The 18,097-nt window shown below is 67.0% G+C and carries 13 protein-coding genes and 3 pseudogenes; 7 read left to right on the top strand and 9 right to left on the bottom strand.

All coding sequences use genetic code 11. The features are described 5' to 3' along the window. Positions 1-132: 132 nt before the first annotated feature. Positions 133-1,263: a glycosyltransferase family 4 protein gene (locus ACFQE0_RS02440; protein WP_378966747.1), complete on the bottom strand. Its 1,131-nt coding sequence runs from the start codon at positions 1,261-1,263 to the stop codon at positions 133-135. A 380-nt stretch (positions 1,264-1,643) separates the two neighbouring features. On the opposite strand from ACFQE0_RS02440, the gene rpmI reads away from it, so the two are divergent. The 6 genes and pseudogenes from rpmI to dapE all read left to right on the top strand — a co-directional run bounded on the left by rpmI (position 1,644) and on the right by dapE (position 8,012). Further along, positions 1,644-1,847, top strand: coding sequence for a 50S ribosomal protein L35 (rpmI, locus tag ACFQE0_RS02435; RefSeq protein ID WP_007561407.1), 204 nt, complete (start codon positions 1,644-1,646; stop codon positions 1,845-1,847). A gap of 48 nt (positions 1,848-1,895) precedes the next feature. Further along, positions 1,896-2,276: a 50S ribosomal protein L20 gene (rplT, locus tag ACFQE0_RS02430; RefSeq protein ID WP_378966745.1), complete on the top strand. Its 381-nt coding sequence runs from the start codon at positions 1,896-1,898 to the stop codon at positions 2,274-2,276. A gap of 149 nt (positions 2,277-2,425) precedes the next feature. Continuing rightward, positions 2,426-3,507 (top strand): annotated as a pseudogene (pheS, locus tag ACFQE0_RS02425) (phenylalanine--tRNA ligase subunit alpha). Positions 3,508-3,549: 42 nt separating this feature from the next. Further along, positions 3,550-5,969: pseudogene (gene pheT / locus ACFQE0_RS02420) on the top strand (phenylalanine--tRNA ligase subunit beta). Further along, complete coding sequence (locus ACFQE0_RS02415; RefSeq protein WP_378966743.1) at positions 5,966-6,838, top strand: DUF1186 domain-containing protein; 873 nt, start codon at positions 5,966-5,968, stop codon at positions 6,836-6,838. Before pheT ends, ACFQE0_RS02415 begins: the two are co-directional and overlap by 4 nt. Before the next feature lie 10 nt (positions 6,839-6,848). Further along, entirely contained in the window at positions 6,849-8,012 is a 1,164-nt protein-coding gene (gene dapE, locus ACFQE0_RS02410; RefSeq protein ID WP_378966741.1) for a succinyl-diaminopimelate desuccinylase, read from the top strand. A gap of 118 nt (positions 8,013-8,130) precedes the next feature. Here dapE and ACFQE0_RS02405 read toward each other — a convergent pair whose 3' ends face one another. The 5 genes from ACFQE0_RS02405 to recR form a co-directional block, all read right to left on the bottom strand. Beyond that, the gene (locus tag ACFQE0_RS02405; protein WP_378966739.1) at positions 8,131-9,501 is read right to left on the bottom strand and encodes a hypothetical protein; all 1,371 of its coding nucleotides are present in this window, start codon (positions 9,499-9,501) and stop codon (positions 8,131-8,133) included. 106 nt (positions 9,502-9,607) lie between these two features. Further along, on the bottom strand, positions 9,608-10,357 hold the full coding sequence (gene truA / locus ACFQE0_RS02400; RefSeq protein ID WP_378966737.1) for a tRNA pseudouridine(38-40) synthase TruA: 750 nt from the start codon (positions 10,355-10,357) through the stop codon (positions 9,608-9,610). Then, entirely contained in the window at positions 10,357-11,286 is a 930-nt protein-coding gene (gene fmt, locus ACFQE0_RS02395; RefSeq protein WP_378966735.1) for a methionyl-tRNA formyltransferase, read from the bottom strand. Before fmt ends, truA begins: the two co-directional genes overlap by 1 nt. Before the next feature lie 7 nt (positions 11,287-11,293). Further along, on the bottom strand, positions 11,294-11,809 hold the full coding sequence (def, locus tag ACFQE0_RS02390; RefSeq protein ID WP_378966733.1) for a peptide deformylase: 516 nt from the start codon (positions 11,807-11,809) through the stop codon (positions 11,294-11,296). Positions 11,810-11,890: 81 nt separating this feature from the next. Next, positions 11,891-12,496, bottom strand: a complete 606-nt coding sequence (gene recR / locus ACFQE0_RS02385; protein WP_378966731.1) for a recombination mediator RecR — start codon at positions 12,494-12,496, stop codon at positions 11,891-11,893. 360 nt (positions 12,497-12,856) lie between these two features. Here recR and ACFQE0_RS02380 point away from each other — a divergent pair, with 360 nt between their 5' ends. Beyond that, positions 12,857-14,476 carry a phosphoenolpyruvate carboxykinase gene (locus ACFQE0_RS02380; RefSeq protein WP_378966729.1) on the top strand — a complete coding sequence of 540 codons (1,620 nt, stop codon included), beginning with the start codon at positions 12,857-12,859 and terminating at the stop codon, positions 14,474-14,476. A 68-nt stretch (positions 14,477-14,544) separates the two neighbouring features. Here ACFQE0_RS02380 and ACFQE0_RS02375 read toward each other — a convergent pair whose 3' ends face one another. The 3 genes and pseudogenes from ACFQE0_RS02375 to ACFQE0_RS02365 form a co-directional block, all read right to left on the bottom strand. Further along, on the bottom strand, positions 14,545-15,810 hold the full coding sequence (locus tag ACFQE0_RS02375) for a glycosyltransferase family 61 protein (protein WP_378966727.1): 1,266 nt from the start codon (positions 15,808-15,810) through the stop codon (positions 14,545-14,547). Positions 15,811-15,829: 19 nt separating this feature from the next. Beyond that, on the bottom strand, positions 15,830-16,153 hold the full coding sequence (locus ACFQE0_RS02370; RefSeq protein WP_378966725.1) for a YbaB/EbfC family nucleoid-associated protein: 324 nt from the start codon (positions 16,151-16,153) through the stop codon (positions 15,830-15,832). A gap of 42 nt (positions 16,154-16,195) precedes the next feature. Continuing rightward, positions 16,196-18,071: pseudogene (locus ACFQE0_RS02365) on the bottom strand (DNA polymerase III subunit gamma/tau). Positions 18,072-18,097 lie beyond the last annotated feature (26 nt).

Below are 18,097 nucleotides of genomic sequence, written 5' to 3'. Positions count from 1 at the left end.
TCGCGGAATCGAGAGGGCCGCCGCATCGGCCTTGATGCGGCGGCCCTGTCAAACAGTCGGATGAGTCGCTTTCGCGACGCTAGGACGGGCGACGGGTGGCTCGCAAGTCCGATGCCGCCCGAATTTGCGTCGTCAGGCCGGGAAGGCGGCCGCCGGCATCGCTGGACGCGAGGCGCCGTTCACGTCGGCCGGAACCGGCTTGAACGTGGACTTGGGCAGACGGATCACCTCGGCCGAGCGGGACAGCAATTCCTCGTAGGCCGCGACGTACTTCTGCACCATGCGCTCGGCGGTGAACCCGCCCTCGAAGTGGCGGCGCACGCCAGCGCGGCTCATGGCCTTCACCTTCGCAACGGCGGCGACAGCATCGTCCATGCTGTCGCACAGCACGCCGCTCACGCCATCGGCGATGACTTCCGGCACCGAGCCGTTGCGGAACGCGATCACCGGCGTACCGGCCGACATCGCCTCGATCATGACGAGGCCGAAGGGCTCCGGCCAATCGATCGGGAAGGCGAGCGCCAGGGCGTTGCCGAGGAAGTCCTTCTTCTGTTCCTCGTTGATCTCACCGATGAACTCCACCAGCGGGTGGTGGATCATGGGCTCGATCACCTCATCCCAATAATCCTGGTCCGCCTTGTCGACCTTGGCGGCGATCTTCAGCGGCGTGCCCGAGCGGATCGCCATCTCGATGGCGCGGTCGGGGCGCTTCTCGGGGGAGATACGGCCGAGGAAGGCGAGGTAGCCGCCCTTCGCCTCGGGGTAGTAGGGGCAGTTCTGGGCGGGCAGGCCGTGATGGATCGTCGACAGCCAGTTGACGTTCGGCGGCATCGGCAGGCGCTGGTTGTCGGAGATCGACACCAGGGGCATGCCCGTGAAGGTGCGGTAGACCGGCATGAAGTCCGGCACGTCGAGGCGACCGTGCATCGTGGTGATGCACTTGTGGTTCATGTCCTCGAACATCGGGTACTGCAGCAAGTCGATGTGGAAGTGGAGCACATCGAATTCGTGCGCCCGGCGATGCACCTGATGCAGCATTGCAAGGTGGCTCGCGGTATGGTCGCGGTAGCCGAGCAGGCGCAGGCCCTCGGGCGTGCAGGCCGCAAGCTTGGCCGAAGTCTCCGAATCGCCGCTGGCGAACAGGGTCACGTCATGGCCCTGACGGACCAGCTCTTCCGTGATCCAGCTCACGACGCGCTCTGTGCCGCCGTAGAACTTCGGAGGGACCGCCTCCGAAAGCGGAGCAATCTGAGCAATGCGCACGAAGTGTCTCCTTGGTGACCGACTTTGAGCGGGGATCTATCCGGGTCGGCCTGAGCGGGACATGAATGAAACGGAAAGCCAAGGTTATGGTTCCTGAGCCCTGGCCCGTCACGCCCGTATGACCTATGCTGGTGACCCGTCCCCGCTTTCCCCGGCATTCCCGGACCAGGAAGAATGAAGGGGCACGCCGCGTTCCGCCGCGACCTTTCACGAAGGCGTTGCCGGAACGGGCTGTTTCTGCCATAAGCCGCACCGCGTCGAACCGCCCGGCCGATCTAGGGCTGCCGTGGCGGCTCATGCTGCTCCACCAGAAGCATCATCGCGCAAACACAACCCGGTCCTCGCGGGCCGCGCTGGCGTTTCGCGCACAGGAGAGCCAAATGCCCAAGCTGAAGACGAAATCAGGCGCCAAGAAGCGCTTCAAGATCACCGGCACCGGCAAGGTGATGTACGCCCAGGCCGGTAAGCGCCACGGGATGATCAAGCGGACGACGAAGCAGATCCGCAACCTGCGCGGCACGACGACCCTGTTCGAGGGCGATGCCGCCAACGTGAAGAAGTACTTCCTGCCGAACGCGCGGTAAGCCTTCGCACAGCCGATACTGTTTCTAGTCGATTCCAGGAGATAACCGATGGCCCGCGTCAAGCGCGGCGTGACCAGTCACGCGAAGCACAAAAAAGTTCTGAAGGCCGCCAAGGGCTATTACGGCCGGCGCAAGAATACCATCCGCATCGCCAAGCAGGCGGTCGAGAAGGGCATGCAGTATGCCTATCGCGACCGTAAGAATAAAAAGCGTACGTTCCGCGCCCTGTGGATCCAGCGTCTCAACGCTGCGGTGCGCGAGCATGGCCTGACCTACTCCCGCTTCATCAACGCCCTGGCGGTGTCAGGCATCGTCGTGGACCGCAAGGCCCTCTCCGAGCTCGCCATCCACGAGCCGGCCGCCTTCGCGGCCGTCGTCGAGAAGGCCAAAGCCGCCATCCCGGCCCAGCCGGAGAAGAAGGCCGCCTGAGCGGACCTTTTCACGAGTTGACGGAAGGCGCGGCGCCCCAGGGGTGCCGCGCCTTCGTCGTTTTTGCAGCCGCGCGGCTTGCATGAAGGCGTGTGGCGCGCAAAAGCACACCCGTCGGCGGCGAAGGCCCGCGCGATCCGAATGAAGCGATGACCGATCTCGACAGCCTCGAACGCGATCTCCTGGCCCAGGTGTCCGCCGCCCCCGACGAGGGCGCCCTCGACGCCGTGCGCGTGGCCGCGCTCGGCAAGAAGGGCAGCGTGTCCGAACTCCTGAAGACGCTCGGCGCCATGACGCCGGACGAGCGCAAGGAGCGCGGCCCCCTCATCAACGGTTTGCGCGACCGGGTCGCCACCGCGCTGGGCGCACGCAAGTCCGCCCTCGCCGAAGCGGCGCTCGAAGCGCGCCTCGCCTCGGAGCGGGTCGACGTCACCCTGCCGGGCCGCGAGGCACCGGAGGCGCGCGGACGCATCCACCCGATCAGCCAGGTGATCGACGAAGTCACGGCGATCTTCGCCGATATGGGCTTCGCGGTGGCGGAAGGTCCGGACATCGAGACGGACGAGCTGAACTTCACCGCCCTGAACTTCCCGCCCGGACACCCGGCGCGGGAGATGCACGACACGTTCTTCCTGGCGCCCGATCAGGACGGCAAGCGCAAGGTGCTGCGCACGCACACCTCGCCGGTGCAGATCCGCACCATGCGCAGTCAGCAGCCGCCGATCCGGGTGATCATTCCCGGCCGCACCTACCGGCACGATTCGGACCAGACCCATACCCCGATGTTCCATCAGGTCGAGGGGCTGGTGATCGACACGGCGGCGAACATCGCCAATCTGAAATGGGTGCTCGAGGAGTTCTGCAAGGCGTTCTTCGAGGTCGACGCCGTGAAGATGCGCTTCCGCCCCTCGTTCTTCCCATTCACGGAGCCGTCGGCTGAGGTGGACATCCAGTGCTCGCGCAAGGGGGCGAGATCCGCTTCGGCGAGGGCACGGATTGGCTGGAAATTCTCGGCTGCGGGATGGTCCACCCCAACGTGCTGCGCAATTGCGGGCTGGACCCCGATGCCGTGCAGGGCTTCGCCTTCGGCGTCGGGCTCGACCGGATTGCCATGCTCAAATACGGCATGCCGGATCTGCGGCCGTTCTTCGAGGCGGATGTCCGCTGGCTCGACCATTACGGCTTCCGGCCCCTCGACGTGCCGAGCCTCGTGGGCGGTCTGACGGGCTAAGGCCCGCCCGCCCCTGATTCTTCCCTTCCCGAGCCGCGTCCCATGAAATTCACCCTCTCCTGGCTCAAGGATCACCTCGACACCGAGGCGTCCCTCGAGACCGTCGCCGAGACCCTGACCCGCATCGGCCTCGAGGTCGAAGGGATCGAGGACAAGGCGGCGGCGCTGAAGCCCTACGTGATCGCCCATGTGCTCACCGCCGAGCAGCACCCGAACGCCGACCGGCTGCGCGTGTGCTCGGTCGATGCGGGCGAGGGTGCGCCCGTGCAGGTGGTCTGCGGCGCGCCGAATGCGCGGGCGGGCATGCGCACCGTGTTCGCGCCGCCCGGCACCTACGTGCCCGGCAAGAACATCACCCTGTCGGTCGGCAACATCCGCGGGGTCGAGAGCCGGGGCATGCTCTGCTCGGCTGCCGAACTCGGGCTCGGCGAGGACCATGACGGCATCATCGACCTGACGACCGAGGCCCCGGCGGGCACCCCTACGCCGCCTTCGCCGGGCTCGATGATCCGGTCATCGAGATCAACCTCACGCCGAACCGGCCGGATTGCACCTCGATCCACGGCATCGCCCGGGATCTCGCGGCGGCGGGCCTCGGCACACTGAAGAGCAAGACCGCAGCGCCGGTGGACGGCGAGGGCGAATGCCCGGTCCAGGTGGTGCGCGCGTTTGATCCGGCCGATGCGGGCCTTTGCCCGATGTTCGCCCTGCGCCTCGTGCGCGGCGTGAAGAACGGCCCCTCGCCGGACTGGATGCAGGCCCGGCTGCGGGCCATCGGCCTCCGGCCGATCAACGCGTTGGTCGACATCACCAACTACGTCACCTTCGATCGCGGACGCCCCCTCCACGTCTTCGATGCAGCCAAGGTGAAGGGCGCTCTCACGATCCGCCGGGCAAAGGCGGGCGAGACGCTTCTGGCGCTCGACGGTAAGACTCATACGCTCACGGACGACACGGTCGTGATCGCGGACGAGAACGGCGTCGAGTCGATCGCCGGCATCATGGGCGGCGAAGCCTCGGGCTGCGATGAGGCCACCACCGACGTGCTGATCGAATCGGCCCTCTGGGACCCGGCCAACATCGCCCAGAGCGGGCGTCGGCTCGGCATCGTCACGGATGCCCGCTACCGGTTCGAGCGCGGCGTCGACCCGCTCTCGACCCTGCCGGGCCTGGACCTCGCGACGACGCTCGTCCTCGACCTCTGCGGCGGCACGCCGACCCAGGCTACTGTCATCGGCGAGCCGCCGGAGACCGAGCGGACCATCGATTTCCCCTGGAGCGAGGTGCGCCGCCTCGCGGGGCTCGTCTTGCCCCACACCGAAATGAAGGCGACGCTGGAAGCGCTGGGCTTCCAAGTTTCCGGAACGGACGAGCGCGCACAAGTGCGCCCCCCGTCCTGGCGGCCCGACGTCGAGGGGAAGGCCGATCTCGTTGAGGAGGTGATCCGCATCGCCGGTCTTGACCGGATCGAGGCGAAGCCCCTGCCGCGTCCGGCAGGTGTCGGCCGCGCGCTGCTCACGCCGATGCAGAAGCGCACGCGCACCGCCAAGCGGGCCCTGGCCAGCCGGGGCCTGATGGAAGCGGTGACGTGGTCGTTCATCCCGCAGGCCGATGCTGAGTTGTTCGGCGGCGGTGGAGCGGATCTGAAGCTCGCCAACCCTATCGCCTCCGACCTGTCGGACATGCGCCCGAGCCTCGTGCCCGGCCTGCTCCGCGCCACGCAGCGTAACGCCGACCGCGGCTATCCCGATGCCGCCCTGTTCGAGGTCGGACAGTGCTTCGGCACCGACCAGCCCGAGGGGCAGACCACCCGCGCGGCGGGCGTGCGTCGCGGGACGGCGGTGCTGATCGGCTCGGGACGTCATTGGGACGGCGCCACCCGCACCGTGGATGCCTTTGATGCCAAGGCCGACGCCATGGCGCTCCTTGCGAGCCTCGGCATCCCGACCGGCGGGTTGCAGGTGACGGCGGGTGGCCCAGCTTGGCTGCATCCCGGCCGCTCGGGCACCCTACGCTTCGGTCCGAAGACCGAGATCGGCTGGTTCGGCGAAGTCCACCCGCGCACCATGCAGGCCCTCGACCTCAAGGGGAGCCTCGTGGCCTTCGAGCTGATCCTCGATGTGCTGCCGCTGCCCAAGCAGAAGCCGACCAAGGCCAAGGCGGCCCTGGCCCTGTCCGAGTTCCAGCCGCTGACCCGCGACTTCGCCTTCGTGGTCGGCCGCGATGTCCCGGCGGGCGACATCGTGAAGGCGGCCCAGAACGCCGAGCGCAAGCTCGTCACCGGAGTCGAGGTGTTCGACATCTACGAAGGGCCGGGCGTGGCCGAGGGGTCGAAGTCCATCGCGGTGGCGGTGCGGCTCCAGCCCACCGACAAGACCCTCACCGATGCGGAGATCGAGGCGGTGAGCGCCAAGATCGTCGCCGAGGTCTCCAAGCGCACCGGGGCGAGCCTGCGCGGATGATCCCGGTCGCCTTGCTCATCGAGGATCTGGCAGGGGCCGTTCATCTGCCGGTCGCCGCGCTGCGCAAGGCCCTGGAGCACCCGGAGGCCGTCGCGGAGGCGACGCTTCCGGTCCTCGTGAAGGCCGCGACCGGGGCCGAACTGGAGGAGCGCGAAGCGAACCTCCAGTTCTGGGGTCTGCACGTCATGGCCCAGGCACGGGACGCGCGCGCCCTCGGCCCACTCCTTGCCCTGCTGCGGCAGGATATCGAGGTGGTCGAAGCGGTGCTGGGCGACGCCGTGTCGGCGACGCTCTCGCGCATTCTCGCCAGCGTCTATGACGGGCAGCCCGAGCCACTCTTCCGCCTGATCCTCGATAGCAGCCTGGACGACGGGATCCGCGAGGCGGTCCTGATGGCCTGCATCACCTTGTGTTTCATGGGGAGGATCGAGCGCGACGCCCTGCACCGGCTGCTGGTGCGGTTCGATGATGCCAAGGCGTCCGTCGAGGGCGATATCGGCTGGAGCGCCTGGGAAGAGGCGATCGCCACTCTCGGCCTGCGTGACCTAGCGCCCCGCGTCGAGGCCGCCCGGAAGGACGGGCGCATCGATCCCGAATTCAGCGACCCCGATTGGTTCAAGGACACGCTCCGCGAGGCCGAGCGTCACCCGCACGATCTCGCGCGTCTGCCGACGGACCAGTACGGCTTTCTCGACGATCCGGTCGCTGCCCTCGAATGGACGCGCGAAGGCTTTGGCGAGCCGCAGCGCAACCCGTTCAAGGATGTGGGGCGCAACGATCCGTGCCCCTGCGGCTCGGGCAAGAAGTTCAAGAAGTGCTGCCTCGGCAAGGTCGAGCCCGAGGCGGTATGGATGCCGCCCGAAGGGTAAGAGGTTTCCCATGACCCAGGCCCCCTCCGCCCTCGATCTCGCGCAGGCGTTGATCCGCTGCGCCTCGGTGACTCCGGAGGATGCCGGGGCCCTGGGTGTCGTCGCGGACGCCTTGAGCGCGGCGGGGTTCACGGTGGAGCGGCCGGTCTTTTCCGAGCCGGGCTATCCCGATACGCCGAACCTGTTCGCCCGGCTGGGCCGCGAGGGGCCGTGCCTCGTCTTCGCCGGGCATACCGACGTGGTGCCGACCGGCGAGACCGCCGAGTGGCGGCACGATCCGTTCGCGGCCACGATCGAGGGCGGGATGCTCTACGGTCGCGGCGCGGCCGACATGAAGGGCGGCGTCGCCTGCATGATGGCCGCCGCACTCGCCTTCGTGGAACGCCGGGATGGCACTGTCCCCGGCTCCATCGCCTTCCTCATCACGGGGGACGAGGAGGGGCCGGCAGTCAACGGCACGGTGAAGCTGCTCGATTGGGCACGCCAGCGCGGCGAGCGGTTCAACCATTGCCTGCTGGGCGAGCCGACCAATCCGGGGACCCTCGGCGAGATGATCAAGATCGGCCGCCGCGGCTCACTCACGGGCAAGCTCACGGTGCTCGGGCGCCAGGGCCATGTCGCCTATCCGCACAAGGCGGAGAACCCGATTCCCGGCCTGCTCCGGCTGACGACGGCGCTGATCGCGGAACCGCTCGATGGCGGCAGCGCGCATTTCGACGCCTCGAACTTGGAGTTCACGACCATCGACGTGGGCAACACGGCGACCAACGTCATCCCCGCCACGGCGCGGGCGACCTTCAATATCCGCTTCAACGACGACTGGACCGCTGAGACCCTGGGGGCCGAAATCCGCCGCCGCCTCGACAAGGCCGCCGGAAACTCGGTGCGTTACCTGCTTGACCTCCAGCCCTCGAACTCCCCCGCCTTCCTGACCCAGCCGGATTCCTTCGTGACGCTCGTCTCGGAAGCGATCCGGGCCGAGACCGGGCTGACCCCCGTGCTCTCCACCACAGGCGGCACCTCGGATGCGCGCTTCATCAAGGATGTGTGCCCGGTGATCGAGTTCGGCCTCGTGGGCGAGACCATGCATCAGGTCGATGAATGCGTCGCGGTCGCCGACATCGAGCGGCTGACCGCGATCTACGGGCGGGTGCTCGACACGTATTTCTCGTAAGATCGCGCCCCGTCCTCACGCCTCCTTCGTCCTTGCGACGACGACGGCGTTCAGACCTGAACCAGCGCCTACGAAGGCTGGTTCACAGGCCGGAGCAGGCTCAGCGGCCTGTGGCGCGTCAGGTCCACCGTTGCTTGAGCCACGCGAAGTAGGCATCGCAGATGCCGGTCGAGGTTTGTCTGAAAGTGCCGGTGAAGCGACGGCTCTTTCGCCCGAGACGGTCGCCAACTGCGATGTATATCTGCCTAAGACGCTGAACGTGGGGATCATCGAGCCGCAATTCGATGCTTCTCCGGATGACCGCCGCGGCCGCTGCCTTATCGAAGCCCTGGTAGGGGATGAGTCCCGGGCCCAGGATGACGCGGCCAACCTCAAGTAGCAGCGCCACGCTCTCCTCCTCGTCGTCGGTCGCGAGCCGCTCGAGATCGAACAGCGTCCGCACGCCGAGCGGCCACATCTTGACGATTTTATCTCTCCCCACCGCGCAGCACAGCTGAGACTGCGCTACCCAATCCATGATCTGATAAACGCCATACGGCGTTTCCACGAATAACATCAGCGGGTTAGCGGCTGCGAGATTTTGTGTATTGTGGATGTGATGGTCTTCGAGGCGTGCTCGAATGTCGCTATCTATCCCGTCGATGATTTCAACCGGCGTAATTTTGAAAGCCTGGAAGACATCGACTTCTTCCTGTTTGAAATTTTTGAGATGGTCGCGCTGTATCACCCATCTCAATGCCACATCCGGAAGGAGTCCTATCACGAAACAAGCTGTAATCAAGATGCCCAGTGTAAATGGTGACTCGTGAGAGGCAATGCCAAAGAGAGAATTCATTGCCTGACTTCCCACGTTCACAAGGATAATCGTGATTATTGGCGCGAGAGCGATACTTAGTAAGATCTTGGTCGTCTCGGATACGATGGCGACCGGACTCAAGTCGAAGTTTCGGATGGCGCGTAGCAGATTGCGCAGCGCTGTGATGTAACTGCCCGCGAATGCGGCGCACATGCCGAGCAGCCAAAGTTCTGCGCGGTCACCTGGCTTCGGATAAGTGACGTCCGGCCAAATCAATTGTTCTGGATGAGTGGTGTGCGACGATAAAAGATATAGTAGCATCGTCAGGGAATAATACGTCGAAAAGCCGACAAGTGCGCTGAAAGGGATGCAGCCGAGAAGCCATGAGATTGCGGAGAAATCTTTCCGCTCGCGGTTCAAATCGATCTGATCTATTCGACGATAAAAATCGCCTCGACCGATTTCTGGATCCTGACCGCGTCTGAGCCCGACGAAATACTTGTATTTCACGAATTCGAATGACGGTATCAGGTGAACGCAGCCGTCTTGTCCAGAGTCAAATACGTTGGCGAGATCCGTTATGATCTCCTGGCGTTGCCTCTTTACGGCTTCGCGCAAGGTAATGAAGAAGCCGGGCGATAGGATCGACAATGCGGTACATAGGTATACCGCAATCGCAAATGGCAATTCCATATTCGCCCCCTAAGCAGCAACCGCTGTCCTGCTTAGGCACAAAAATGGCATCCGCGAAGCGAATTCTAAACCTTAGGTTTATTCCGCTTCGGATAATGATCGAATCTCAGTAATCTACCCCCACGAAGGTCAGTCCGCAGGCCGGCGCCAGGGGGCCGCAGCGGGTCTTGTCTCCGGTGGCGAGGATGTCGGCGACGTCGTCGGCCGAAAGGCGGCGGCAGCCGGCCAGCATCAGCGTGCCGACCATGGCCCGCACCTGATGGTGCAGGAACGAGCGGGCGCAGGTCTCGATCACGATCTCACCGTGCTGGCCCATCCATTGGCGGGTTACGTTGAGCTTTTCGAGCGTCCGCACGGGGCTCTTCGCTTGGCAATCGGCGGCGCGGAAGGCGGTGAAGTCGTGCAGTCCGGTCAGGCGCTGGGCCGCGATATGCATCAGTTCCGCATCGAGCGCCCAAGGAACCTGCCAGACATGGGCGCGGGTGAGGGCGGCGGGGCTGCGCCGGTTGAGGATGCGGTAGCGGTAATGACGCCGGATTGCCGAATGGCGCGCGTCGAAGGTCTCGGGCACGAGTTCGGCGGCGATCACCGCCACCGGCTGCGGTCGCAGATGCGCGTTCAGGGCATCGCGGACTGTATCCGTGCGCCACGCCTTAGTGAGATCAACATGCGCGACCTGATGGGTCGCGTGAACTCCTGCATCCGTGCGCCCGGCGCAGACAAGGCGGGCCTGCTCGCCGGAGAAGCGCGTGACCGCCGCCTCGATGGCGCCCTGCACGGTCGGATCGTCCGTCTGCCGCTGCCAGCCGCAGAAGGGGGCGCCGTCATATTCGATGACGAGCTTGTAGCGGGGCATCAGCCGAGGTGCGCGCCCGGCGCCAGACGGGCGCCGCGGACGAACTCCGCCCCCGTCACGCTGCCGCCCTTGCCCGCGCGGCGCAGTTCGAGGAGGCGCACGGCCCCCGTGCCGCAGGCAATCGTCGCTTCGCCGTCGAGAAGCGTGCCCGGCTCGCCCGAACCCTCGGCGGGGAGGGCGCGCAGGACCTTCACCCGCTCCGGCCCCTTGCCGAGATCGGCCTCGAAGAAGGCACCGGGGAAGGGCGACAGACCGTTGATGAGGTTCGCGACCGCCTGCGCCTCGCCAGACCAATCGATCCGGGCTTCGTCGTTGGTGATCTTGTGCGCATAGAGCACACCCTCGTCCGGCTGCGGATCGAAGGCGAGGCTGCCCGCGTCGAGGCCCTTCAGCCCGTTGGACATCAGCCCTGCGCCCACCGGCATCAGGGCGTCGTGCAGCTCGCCAGCGGTCATGCCCGGCAGGATCGGCACGCGAGCCTGGAGGGCAACGGGGCCGGTATCGAGCCCGGCCTCCATCCGCATCACCCCGACGCCGCTCTCGGCATCGCCCGCCATCACCGCCCGCTGGATCGGCGCCGCGCCGCGCCAGCGCGGTAGCAGCGAGCCGTGCAGGTTCAGGCAGCCGTGCCGGGGCAGGTCGAGGATCGCCTGCGGCAGCAGCATTCCATAGGCCACCACGACGGCCACGTCGGCCTCATGGGCGGCGAAGGTCTCGGCGGCCTCCGCCGTGCGCAGGGTTGCTGGTGTCAGCACCGGCACGCCCAGCGTCTCGGCAAGCGCGTGGACGGGGGAGGGGCGCAAGGCCATGCCGCGTCCCGCCCGCGCGGGCGCACGGGTATAGACGGCGGCGATGACGTGCCCGTCCTCGGCTAGGCGTGCCAGGGTCGGCACCGCGAAATCCGGGGTGCCCATGAAGACGACGCGCATGATGGGATCAGGCCGCGTCGCGCTTGGCCGCCTTGGCGAACTTCTTCATCACCCGGTCGCGCTTCAGCTTGGACAGGTGATCGATGAACAGCACGCCGTTCAGGTGGTCGATCTCGTGCTGGATGCAGGTGGAGAGCAGGCCATCGGCCTCGATCTCCTGCTCCTTGCCGTCGAGATCGCGGAACTTCACGCGTACCCGGTCCGGCCGCTCGACCTCGGCGTAATATTCGGGGATCGAGAGGCAGCCCTCGTCATAGCAACGCCGCTCCTCGGAGGACCACACGATCTCCGGGTTGATGAACACGCGCGGCTCGCGCACGCCCTCTTCCTTCGACGTGTCGATGGTGACGATGCGCTTGGCGACGCCGATCTGGATCGCCGCGAGGCCTACGCCGGGCGCGTCGTACATCGTCTCGAACATGTCGGCGACGAGGGTTTTGATCTCGGCGGTGATGTCACCCACCGGCTCGGAGACGAGCTTCAACTGCTGATCGGGCAAGATCACGAGGGGGCGAATGGTCATGGCGTCTACCGGGAGAGGCGCTGGCCGCGCCTAATTCTACCCTGGCAATATGGTGGCGGGTCGGGGTGGTCAAATGCGGGTTCAGAACGCCGTCCGGCTGCGGATGGCCGCCGAGAGGGTGCCCTCGTCCAGGTAATCCAGTTCACCGCCCACCGGCACGCCGTGGGCGAGACGCGTGACCTTGCGGTCGAGGTGCCGGATCGCCTCGGTGATGTAATGGGCGGTGGTCTGCCCATCGACGGTGGCGTTGAGCGCCAGGATCACTTCGGTCACGGCCGGGTCGGCCGCCCGCTCCACGAGGCGGGCGATGTTGAGATGCTCGGGCCGCACCCCGTCGAGGGCCGAGAGCGCGCCGCCCAGCACATGGTAGCGCGCCCGCACTGCCCCCGAGCGTTCGAGTGCCCAGAGGTCCGAGACATCTTCCACCACCACCAGCGTGGTCGGGTCGCGCCCGGGATCGCGACAGACGGTGCAGGGCTCGCACGTATCGACGTTGCCGCAAGTCGAACAGACGACGATGCGCTCGGAGGCGACCCGCATGGCCTCCGCCAGCGGCGCGAGCAATGTGTCGCGCTTCTTGATGAGTTGGAGCGCCGCCCGGCGGGCGGAACGGGGGCCCAGACCCGGCATCCGGCCCAGCAACTGGATCAGGCGCTCGATCTCCGGGCCGGCGACGGCTTGAGGCATCGGGTCTCGTGGGTCTCGCGCGGCTCGGGCCTCCGTCTAGAACGCCAGCGCCCTCAGGGGAAGACGGTGTGCACCATGACGCAGGCACGGCAATATCCAGCGGCTCGCTATAGGTTTCGTAGATTTTGTAATGGTGTTGGCAGCGCTTCCAGCGTTCAGGTTACTGGCGGGTTGCTATGCTCATGTCCATGACCTGTGGGCCTTATTCGTATAAATGGTCCTCGGACGACGCGGCGAGACTCCGACGAAAGGTCATATTGACGGCAACGCTTTGCTGTTTACGCAGCGGGGGAGCCAGTCGGCGGCAGAGCCGCACGCTTTCGAGGTCGCGCCGCGCGCAGGTGCCCGGGAGATTCGCACTTGAACAACATCGGTGATTTCAACGCGGCCCACGGCGCCGAGGCAGCGGGCTTCCGCGAGCTCAAGACCGTCCACTGGAACTTCGAAGCGCCCCGCCTCTACGAAGAGGCCCTGACCCGCAACGAAGGCCAGCTCGCCCGTGGCGGTGCCCTCGTCGCCACCACCGGTTCGCATACGGGCCGGTCGCCCAAGGACAAGTTCGTGGTGCGGGACGCCTCCACCGAGAACGAGATTTGGTGGGACAATAACGGCGCCATCACGCCCGATCAGTTCGAGACCCTGCGCCAGGACTTCCTGAAGCACGCCGAAGGCAAGGAGTTGTTCGCGCAGGACCTCTTCGGCGGTGCGGATCCGTCCCACCGGGTGAAGGCGCGGGTCTTCACCGAGTTCGCCTGGCACTCGCTGTTCATCCGCAACCTGCTGATCCGGCCGGACCGCTCCGAGCTCGCCTCCTACGTGCCGGATCTGACGATCATCGACCTGCCGAGCTTCCAGGCCGATCCGGCCCGTCACGGCTGCCGCTCGAAGACCGTCATCGCCATCGACTTCGCCAAGAAGCTCGTTCTGATCGGCGGCTCGGCCTACGCGGGCGAGATGAAGAAGTCGGTCTTCACCTACCTCAACTACACGCTGCCTAAGCAGGGCGTGATGCCGATGCACTGCTCGGCCAACGCGGCTCTCGACGCCGAGGGCGGCTCGGCGATCTTCTTCGGCCTGTCGGGCACCGGCAAGACCACCCTGTCGAACGATTCCTCCCGCCAGCTCCTTGGTGACGACGAGCACGGCTGGTCGAACGAGGGCATCTTCAACTTCGAGGGCGGCTGCTACGCCAAGACCATCCGCCTCTCGCGCAACGCCGAGCCGGAGATCTATGCCACCACCGAGCGCTTCGGCACGGTGATGGAGAACGTCGTCATCGACCCGATGACCCGCGTGCCGGATTTCGACGACGCGTCGCTCACCGAGAACACCCGCTGCGCCTACCCCCTGGACTTCATCGCCAATGCCAGCAGCACCGGCCGGGCCGGGCATCCGAAGAACATCGTGATGCTGACCTGCGACGCCTTCGGCGTAATGCCGCCGATCGCCAAGCTGACCGGCGCCGAGGCGATGTACCACTTCCTCTCGGGCTACACCGCCAAGGTGGCGGGCACCGAGCGTGGTCTGACCGGTCCGGAGGCGACCTTCTCGACCTGCTTCGGCGCGCCGTTCATGCCGCGGCACCCGAGCACCTACGGCAACCTGCTGCGTGATCTCATCGCCAAGCACAGCGTCGATTGCTGGCTCGTCAACACCGGCTGGACCGGTGGCGGCGTCGGCACCGGCCGCCGCATGCCGATCCGCGTCACCCGCCGCCTGTTGTCGGCCGCTCTCGACGGCTCGCTCTCGAACGCCGAGTTCCGCCGCGACCCGTATTTCGGCTTCGCGGTGCCGGTCTTCGTGCCGGGCGTCGAGCCGCACATCCTGCAGCCGGTCAAGACCTGGGGCAACAAGACTGCCTTCGTCGAGACGGCCGCGCGACTGGTGAAGATGTTCGAGGACAACTTCAAGCGCTTCGAGGACCACGTCGACTCCGACGTCCGCGCCGCCGGGCCGAGCGCCCAGGCGATCGCCGCCTAAGCGACAGGCCAAGCCGAAGCCGGGTTTTCCCGGCTTCGGCACCTTGCCTTACGGAGGGGAAGCTCTGCTCACAGAGCGTCGAGCGCCGCCTCCAAATCCGGTACCGCGACCGAAAAATCGCGCCGGGCCGCGACGTCTTCCCGCTCGCTCCAGCGGCCGAACAGGGCCGAGTAGGGCTGGCCGCAGACGGATGCGAGATTCCAGAAGAACGGGTCGCTCCAGCCGCTGTCGGGAACGACGGTCAGGATTTTCGCGCCCGGTGGGCAGAAGATCGTGTTGGTCATCGCCGCCCCCGCGAGACCGACGACCACCCGCGCCCTCGCGAACCGGACGATCTGCTGACGTGGACTGAATTGCTCGGGGTCGATCACCTCGAAGCCGCGCCGTTCCAGAGCGGCCACGACCTCCGGGCGATTGACGAGGGTGCGGCCCCGGGATCCGGCGCGATCCACGAACAGGCGTCGGCCGCGCTCGGGGGCTCCCATGGTGCGCAGAGCCATCTCTGCACGGGCGAACCGCGTCCTCCCGAGGAGGCGCCTCCTCACAGCGGCGACCGCCTGAGGCGACGCGCCGAAGGGCTCCTGGCTGCACGGGGTCGCGAAGTACAGGTGCGGCAGGGCGTAGACTTGGCTCCGGTCGTAGAACACCGCCCGCCACCGCGTGTCTCGACCGAGGGTGAGGGCGATCATCCGCCGCCGTACCTCGTCCATCTGCGGATCGTAGCCGGGCAGCAGGATCGTGATCTCGCGCCCCGGATGCAGGCGACGGATCGCGAAGAAGCCTTCGAGCCGGGGCAGATCGTCCACGAGCCAGTGGCCGTAATTGAACGAGCCGACCGAGCCGAGGAGGAAATACACGCCCTCGTCGCCGAAATGCTCATCCACCCGGTCGCGATCGAGTCCGATCGCCTCGATCATCCCCGCGTCGCTCAGGCGGTGGGTCTCGTAGAGGATACGGAGACTGCCACCCTCGCGATAATGCACGACGTTGCCGCCGAGGCGGACATCGCGCGTCTCGCACAGGAGCGTGGCCGGGAAACCGCCCCGGTAGGTGTCGTCCAACTCGCCGTACCAGCGCGCGACCGCTTCGATTCCCGCAGGATCGGGACCGGTGAGTCGCTTCGGCGCGGGACGGCGATAAGCATAGGCGGGGAACAACGTCGTGACGGCGCGGGTCCGCCCACAGACCCGCCCGCGCATGGACGCATAGAGATCATCCGCCCCGGCGAAGGTGATGCCGGCCTGCGGCACCGCCTCGGCGCAGGAGAAGACGAGGCAATCGGGATCGATCCCCGCGGGCAGCAGGGCGCTCGCCGCCGCAACCTGGCGAGCCATGCGGCGCGCCGGTCCGGGGCTAGAAGGGCAGCTTCATGCCGGGCGGCAGGGGCAGGCCCTTGGTGAGTTCGGCCATGCGTTCCTGCATGACGTGCTCAGCCTTGCCGCGCGCATCGTTGCAGGCGGCGACGATCAGATCTTCGAGGATCTCGCGCTCGTCGGCGACCATCAGGGCGGGGTCGATGTTGATCCGGCGGAGCTGGCCCTTGGCCGTCATGCTCACGCGCACGGAGCCGCCACCGGACGCGCCCTCGACCTCGACGGTGTCGAGTTCGGCCTGCACCCCCGCCATCTTCTCCTGCATGGCCTGGGCCTGCTTCATGATGCCCATCAGGTCGCGCATGCTTGGCTCCTCATCGTTTCGTTTCGGTCGCGGGATGGCGCATCACAGGTCGTCGCCTTCCGCCTCCTCGACACGGGCCGCGTCGAGATCGCCGAGGATTTCCTCCTCGGCGGTGGCGCGGGCCTCGGACGCGGTTTCGCGGACATCCACGATCTCGGCACCCGGAAAGCGGGTCAGGGCCTCGCGGACGAACGGATCGGCGGCGGCGTTCTCGCGCCGGGTCTCGCTCGCCATGCGGCTATTCTCGGCCAGAGTCGGCGCGCCGTCCTCCTGCGAGAGGGAGACGATCCAGCGGCGACCCGTCCATGAGGTCAGCGCGGCCGACAGGTCATTGGCGAGGCTCGGGCGACCGCCTGAAGCGAGGCGGATATCGATCCGGCCTTCCTCGAACCGCACCAGATGGACATCGCGTTCCAGGGCAGCTTTGAGCAGGATATCCCGCCGGGCATCGGCCAGGGCGACCACATCTTCGAAGCGGGCGAGCCTCGGCCCGGCCTCGGGGGCGGGGCTGCGCGCCGGAGCGGGGGCTGGCACGGCCCGCAGAACCGGTGCGCCGACGGCTTGGGCGGATGCCTGCATCCGGACCGGCGCGGGGACGACCTGTTCCAGCACGGGGCGCGGCGCCGGCATCGCGGCGACCGATGCGGGCGGTGTCGGCGGCAGGGCCTGACGCGGCTCCGCCCCCGCCTCGGCGGCGGCGTCCTCGCGCAGGCGGCGCAGGGCCTCGTCAGGCGTCGGCAGGTCGGCAGCATAGGCCAGGCGCACGATCGCCATCTCTGCCGCCGCCAGCGGCCGGGGGGCCGATTGCACCTCGGGAATCGCCTTGAGCAGGATCTGCCACGCCCGCGACAGCGCCCGCATGGACAGCTTGCCCGCGAAATCCGCGCCGCGCAGGCGCTCGGTCTCGCTGAGCGACGGGTCTGCCGCCGCATCGGGGACGATCTTCAACCGGGTGACGAGGTGGGTGAAGGCGGCGAGGTCCGACATGACCACCGCCGGGTCGGCGCCGGAATCGTATTGCGCCCGCAACTCGGCGAAGGCGGCGGGTACGGCGCCCCTCATCACGGCCTCGAACAGGTCCACGATCCGCGCGCGGTCGGCAAGGCCCAGCATGTCGCGCACGCCCTGCGCCGAGACCTCGCCGGCCCCATGGGCGATGGCCTGATCGAGGAGAGAGCGAGTCGCGCACGGACCCTTCCGCCGCGCGCACGATGGCCGCCAACGCCTCGTCCTCGACGGTCACGTCCTCGGCGGCGCAGATCTTGGCGAGATGGGCGCGCAACACGGGCGCCTCGACCCGGCGCAAATCGAACCTCTGGCACCGCGACAGGATCGTCACCGGCACCTTGCGGATTTCGGTGGTCGCAAACACGAACTTCGCGTGGGGCGGCGGCTCTTCCAGGGTCTTCAGGAAGGCGTTGAACGCCTTCTCCGACAACATGTGGACCTCGTCCACGATGTAGACCTTGTAGCGCGCCGAGACCGGTCCATAGCGGATGCCGTCGATGATGGCCCGCACATCGTCGATGCCGGTATGCGAGGCGGCATCCATCTCCAGCACGTCCATGTGCCGGGATTCCATGATCGCCGCGCAATGGAGGCCGAGTTCCGGCATGTCGACGGTCGGGCCGGTATCGGGAACGCCCGCGCGGGCATAGTTGAGGCCGCGGGCGAGGATGCGAGCCGTGGTGGTCTTGCCGACGCCACGCACGCCGGTGAGCATCCAGGCCTGGGGAATGCGCTTGGACGTGAAGGCGTTGCCCAGCGTGCGGACCATCGCCTCCTGGCCGATCAAATCGCCGAAATGCGTGGGCCGGTATTTGCGCGCCAGGACCCGGTAGGGGGTCGGCTGCGGTGTCGGGGCGGCGAAACCGGGGAGCCCCGGCTCGTCGTCAGGCGTGCCGGTCGAAGCGTCCATGACGTGTCGGGTTCGGGACTCGCGCC

The organism is Methylobacterium komagatae (assembly GCF_042661665.1).
In the GTDB taxonomy this organism is placed as follows: Bacteria; Pseudomonadota; Alphaproteobacteria; order Rhizobiales; family Beijerinckiaceae; genus Methylobacterium; species Methylobacterium komagatae.
The sequence above is the reverse complement of the archived record's forward strand: the minus strand, read 5'-3'. Positions and strand labels throughout refer to the sequence as shown.

What these genes read in the sequence shown, in the direction of transcription:
- dapE (WP_378966741.1), top strand. Translation starts at nt 6,849, where the DNA reads ATGACCCAGGCCCCCTCCGCCCTCGATCTCGCGCAGGCGTTGATCCGC.
- rpmI (WP_007561407.1), top strand. Translation starts at nt 1,644, where the DNA reads ATGCCCAAGCTGAAGACGAAATCAGGCGCCAAGAAGCGCTTCAAGATC.
- rplT (WP_378966745.1), top strand. Translation starts at nt 1,896, where the DNA reads ATGGCCCGCGTCAAGCGCGGCGTGACCAGTCACGCGAAGCACAAAAAA.
- ACFQE0_RS02415 (WP_378966743.1), top strand. Translation starts at nt 5,966, where the DNA reads ATGATCCCGGTCGCCTTGCTCATCGAGGATCTGGCAGGGGCCGTTCAT.
- ACFQE0_RS02375 (WP_378966727.1), bottom strand. Translation starts at nt 15,810, where the DNA reads ATGGCTCGCCAGGTTGCGGCGGCGAGCGCCCTGCTGCCCGCGGGGATC.
- fmt (WP_378966735.1), bottom strand. Translation starts at nt 11,286, where the DNA reads ATGCGCGTCGTCTTCATGGGCACCCCGGATTTCGCGGTGCCGACCCTG.
- ACFQE0_RS02405 (WP_378966739.1), bottom strand. Translation starts at nt 9,501, where the DNA reads ATGGAATTGCCATTTGCGATTGCGGTATACCTATGTACCGCATTGTCG.
- truA (WP_378966737.1), bottom strand. Translation starts at nt 10,357, where the DNA reads ATGCCCCGCTACAAGCTCGTCATCGAATATGACGGCGCCCCCTTCTGC.
- ACFQE0_RS02370 (WP_378966725.1), bottom strand. Translation starts at nt 16,153, where the DNA reads ATGCGCGACCTGATGGGCATCATGAAGCAGGCCCAGGCCATGCAGGAG.
- recR (WP_378966731.1), bottom strand. Translation starts at nt 12,496, where the DNA reads ATGCCTCAAGCCGTCGCCGGCCCGGAGATCGAGCGCCTGATCCAGTTG.
- def (WP_378966733.1), bottom strand. Translation starts at nt 11,809, where the DNA reads ATGACCATTCGCCCCCTCGTGATCTTGCCCGATCAGCAGTTGAAGCTC.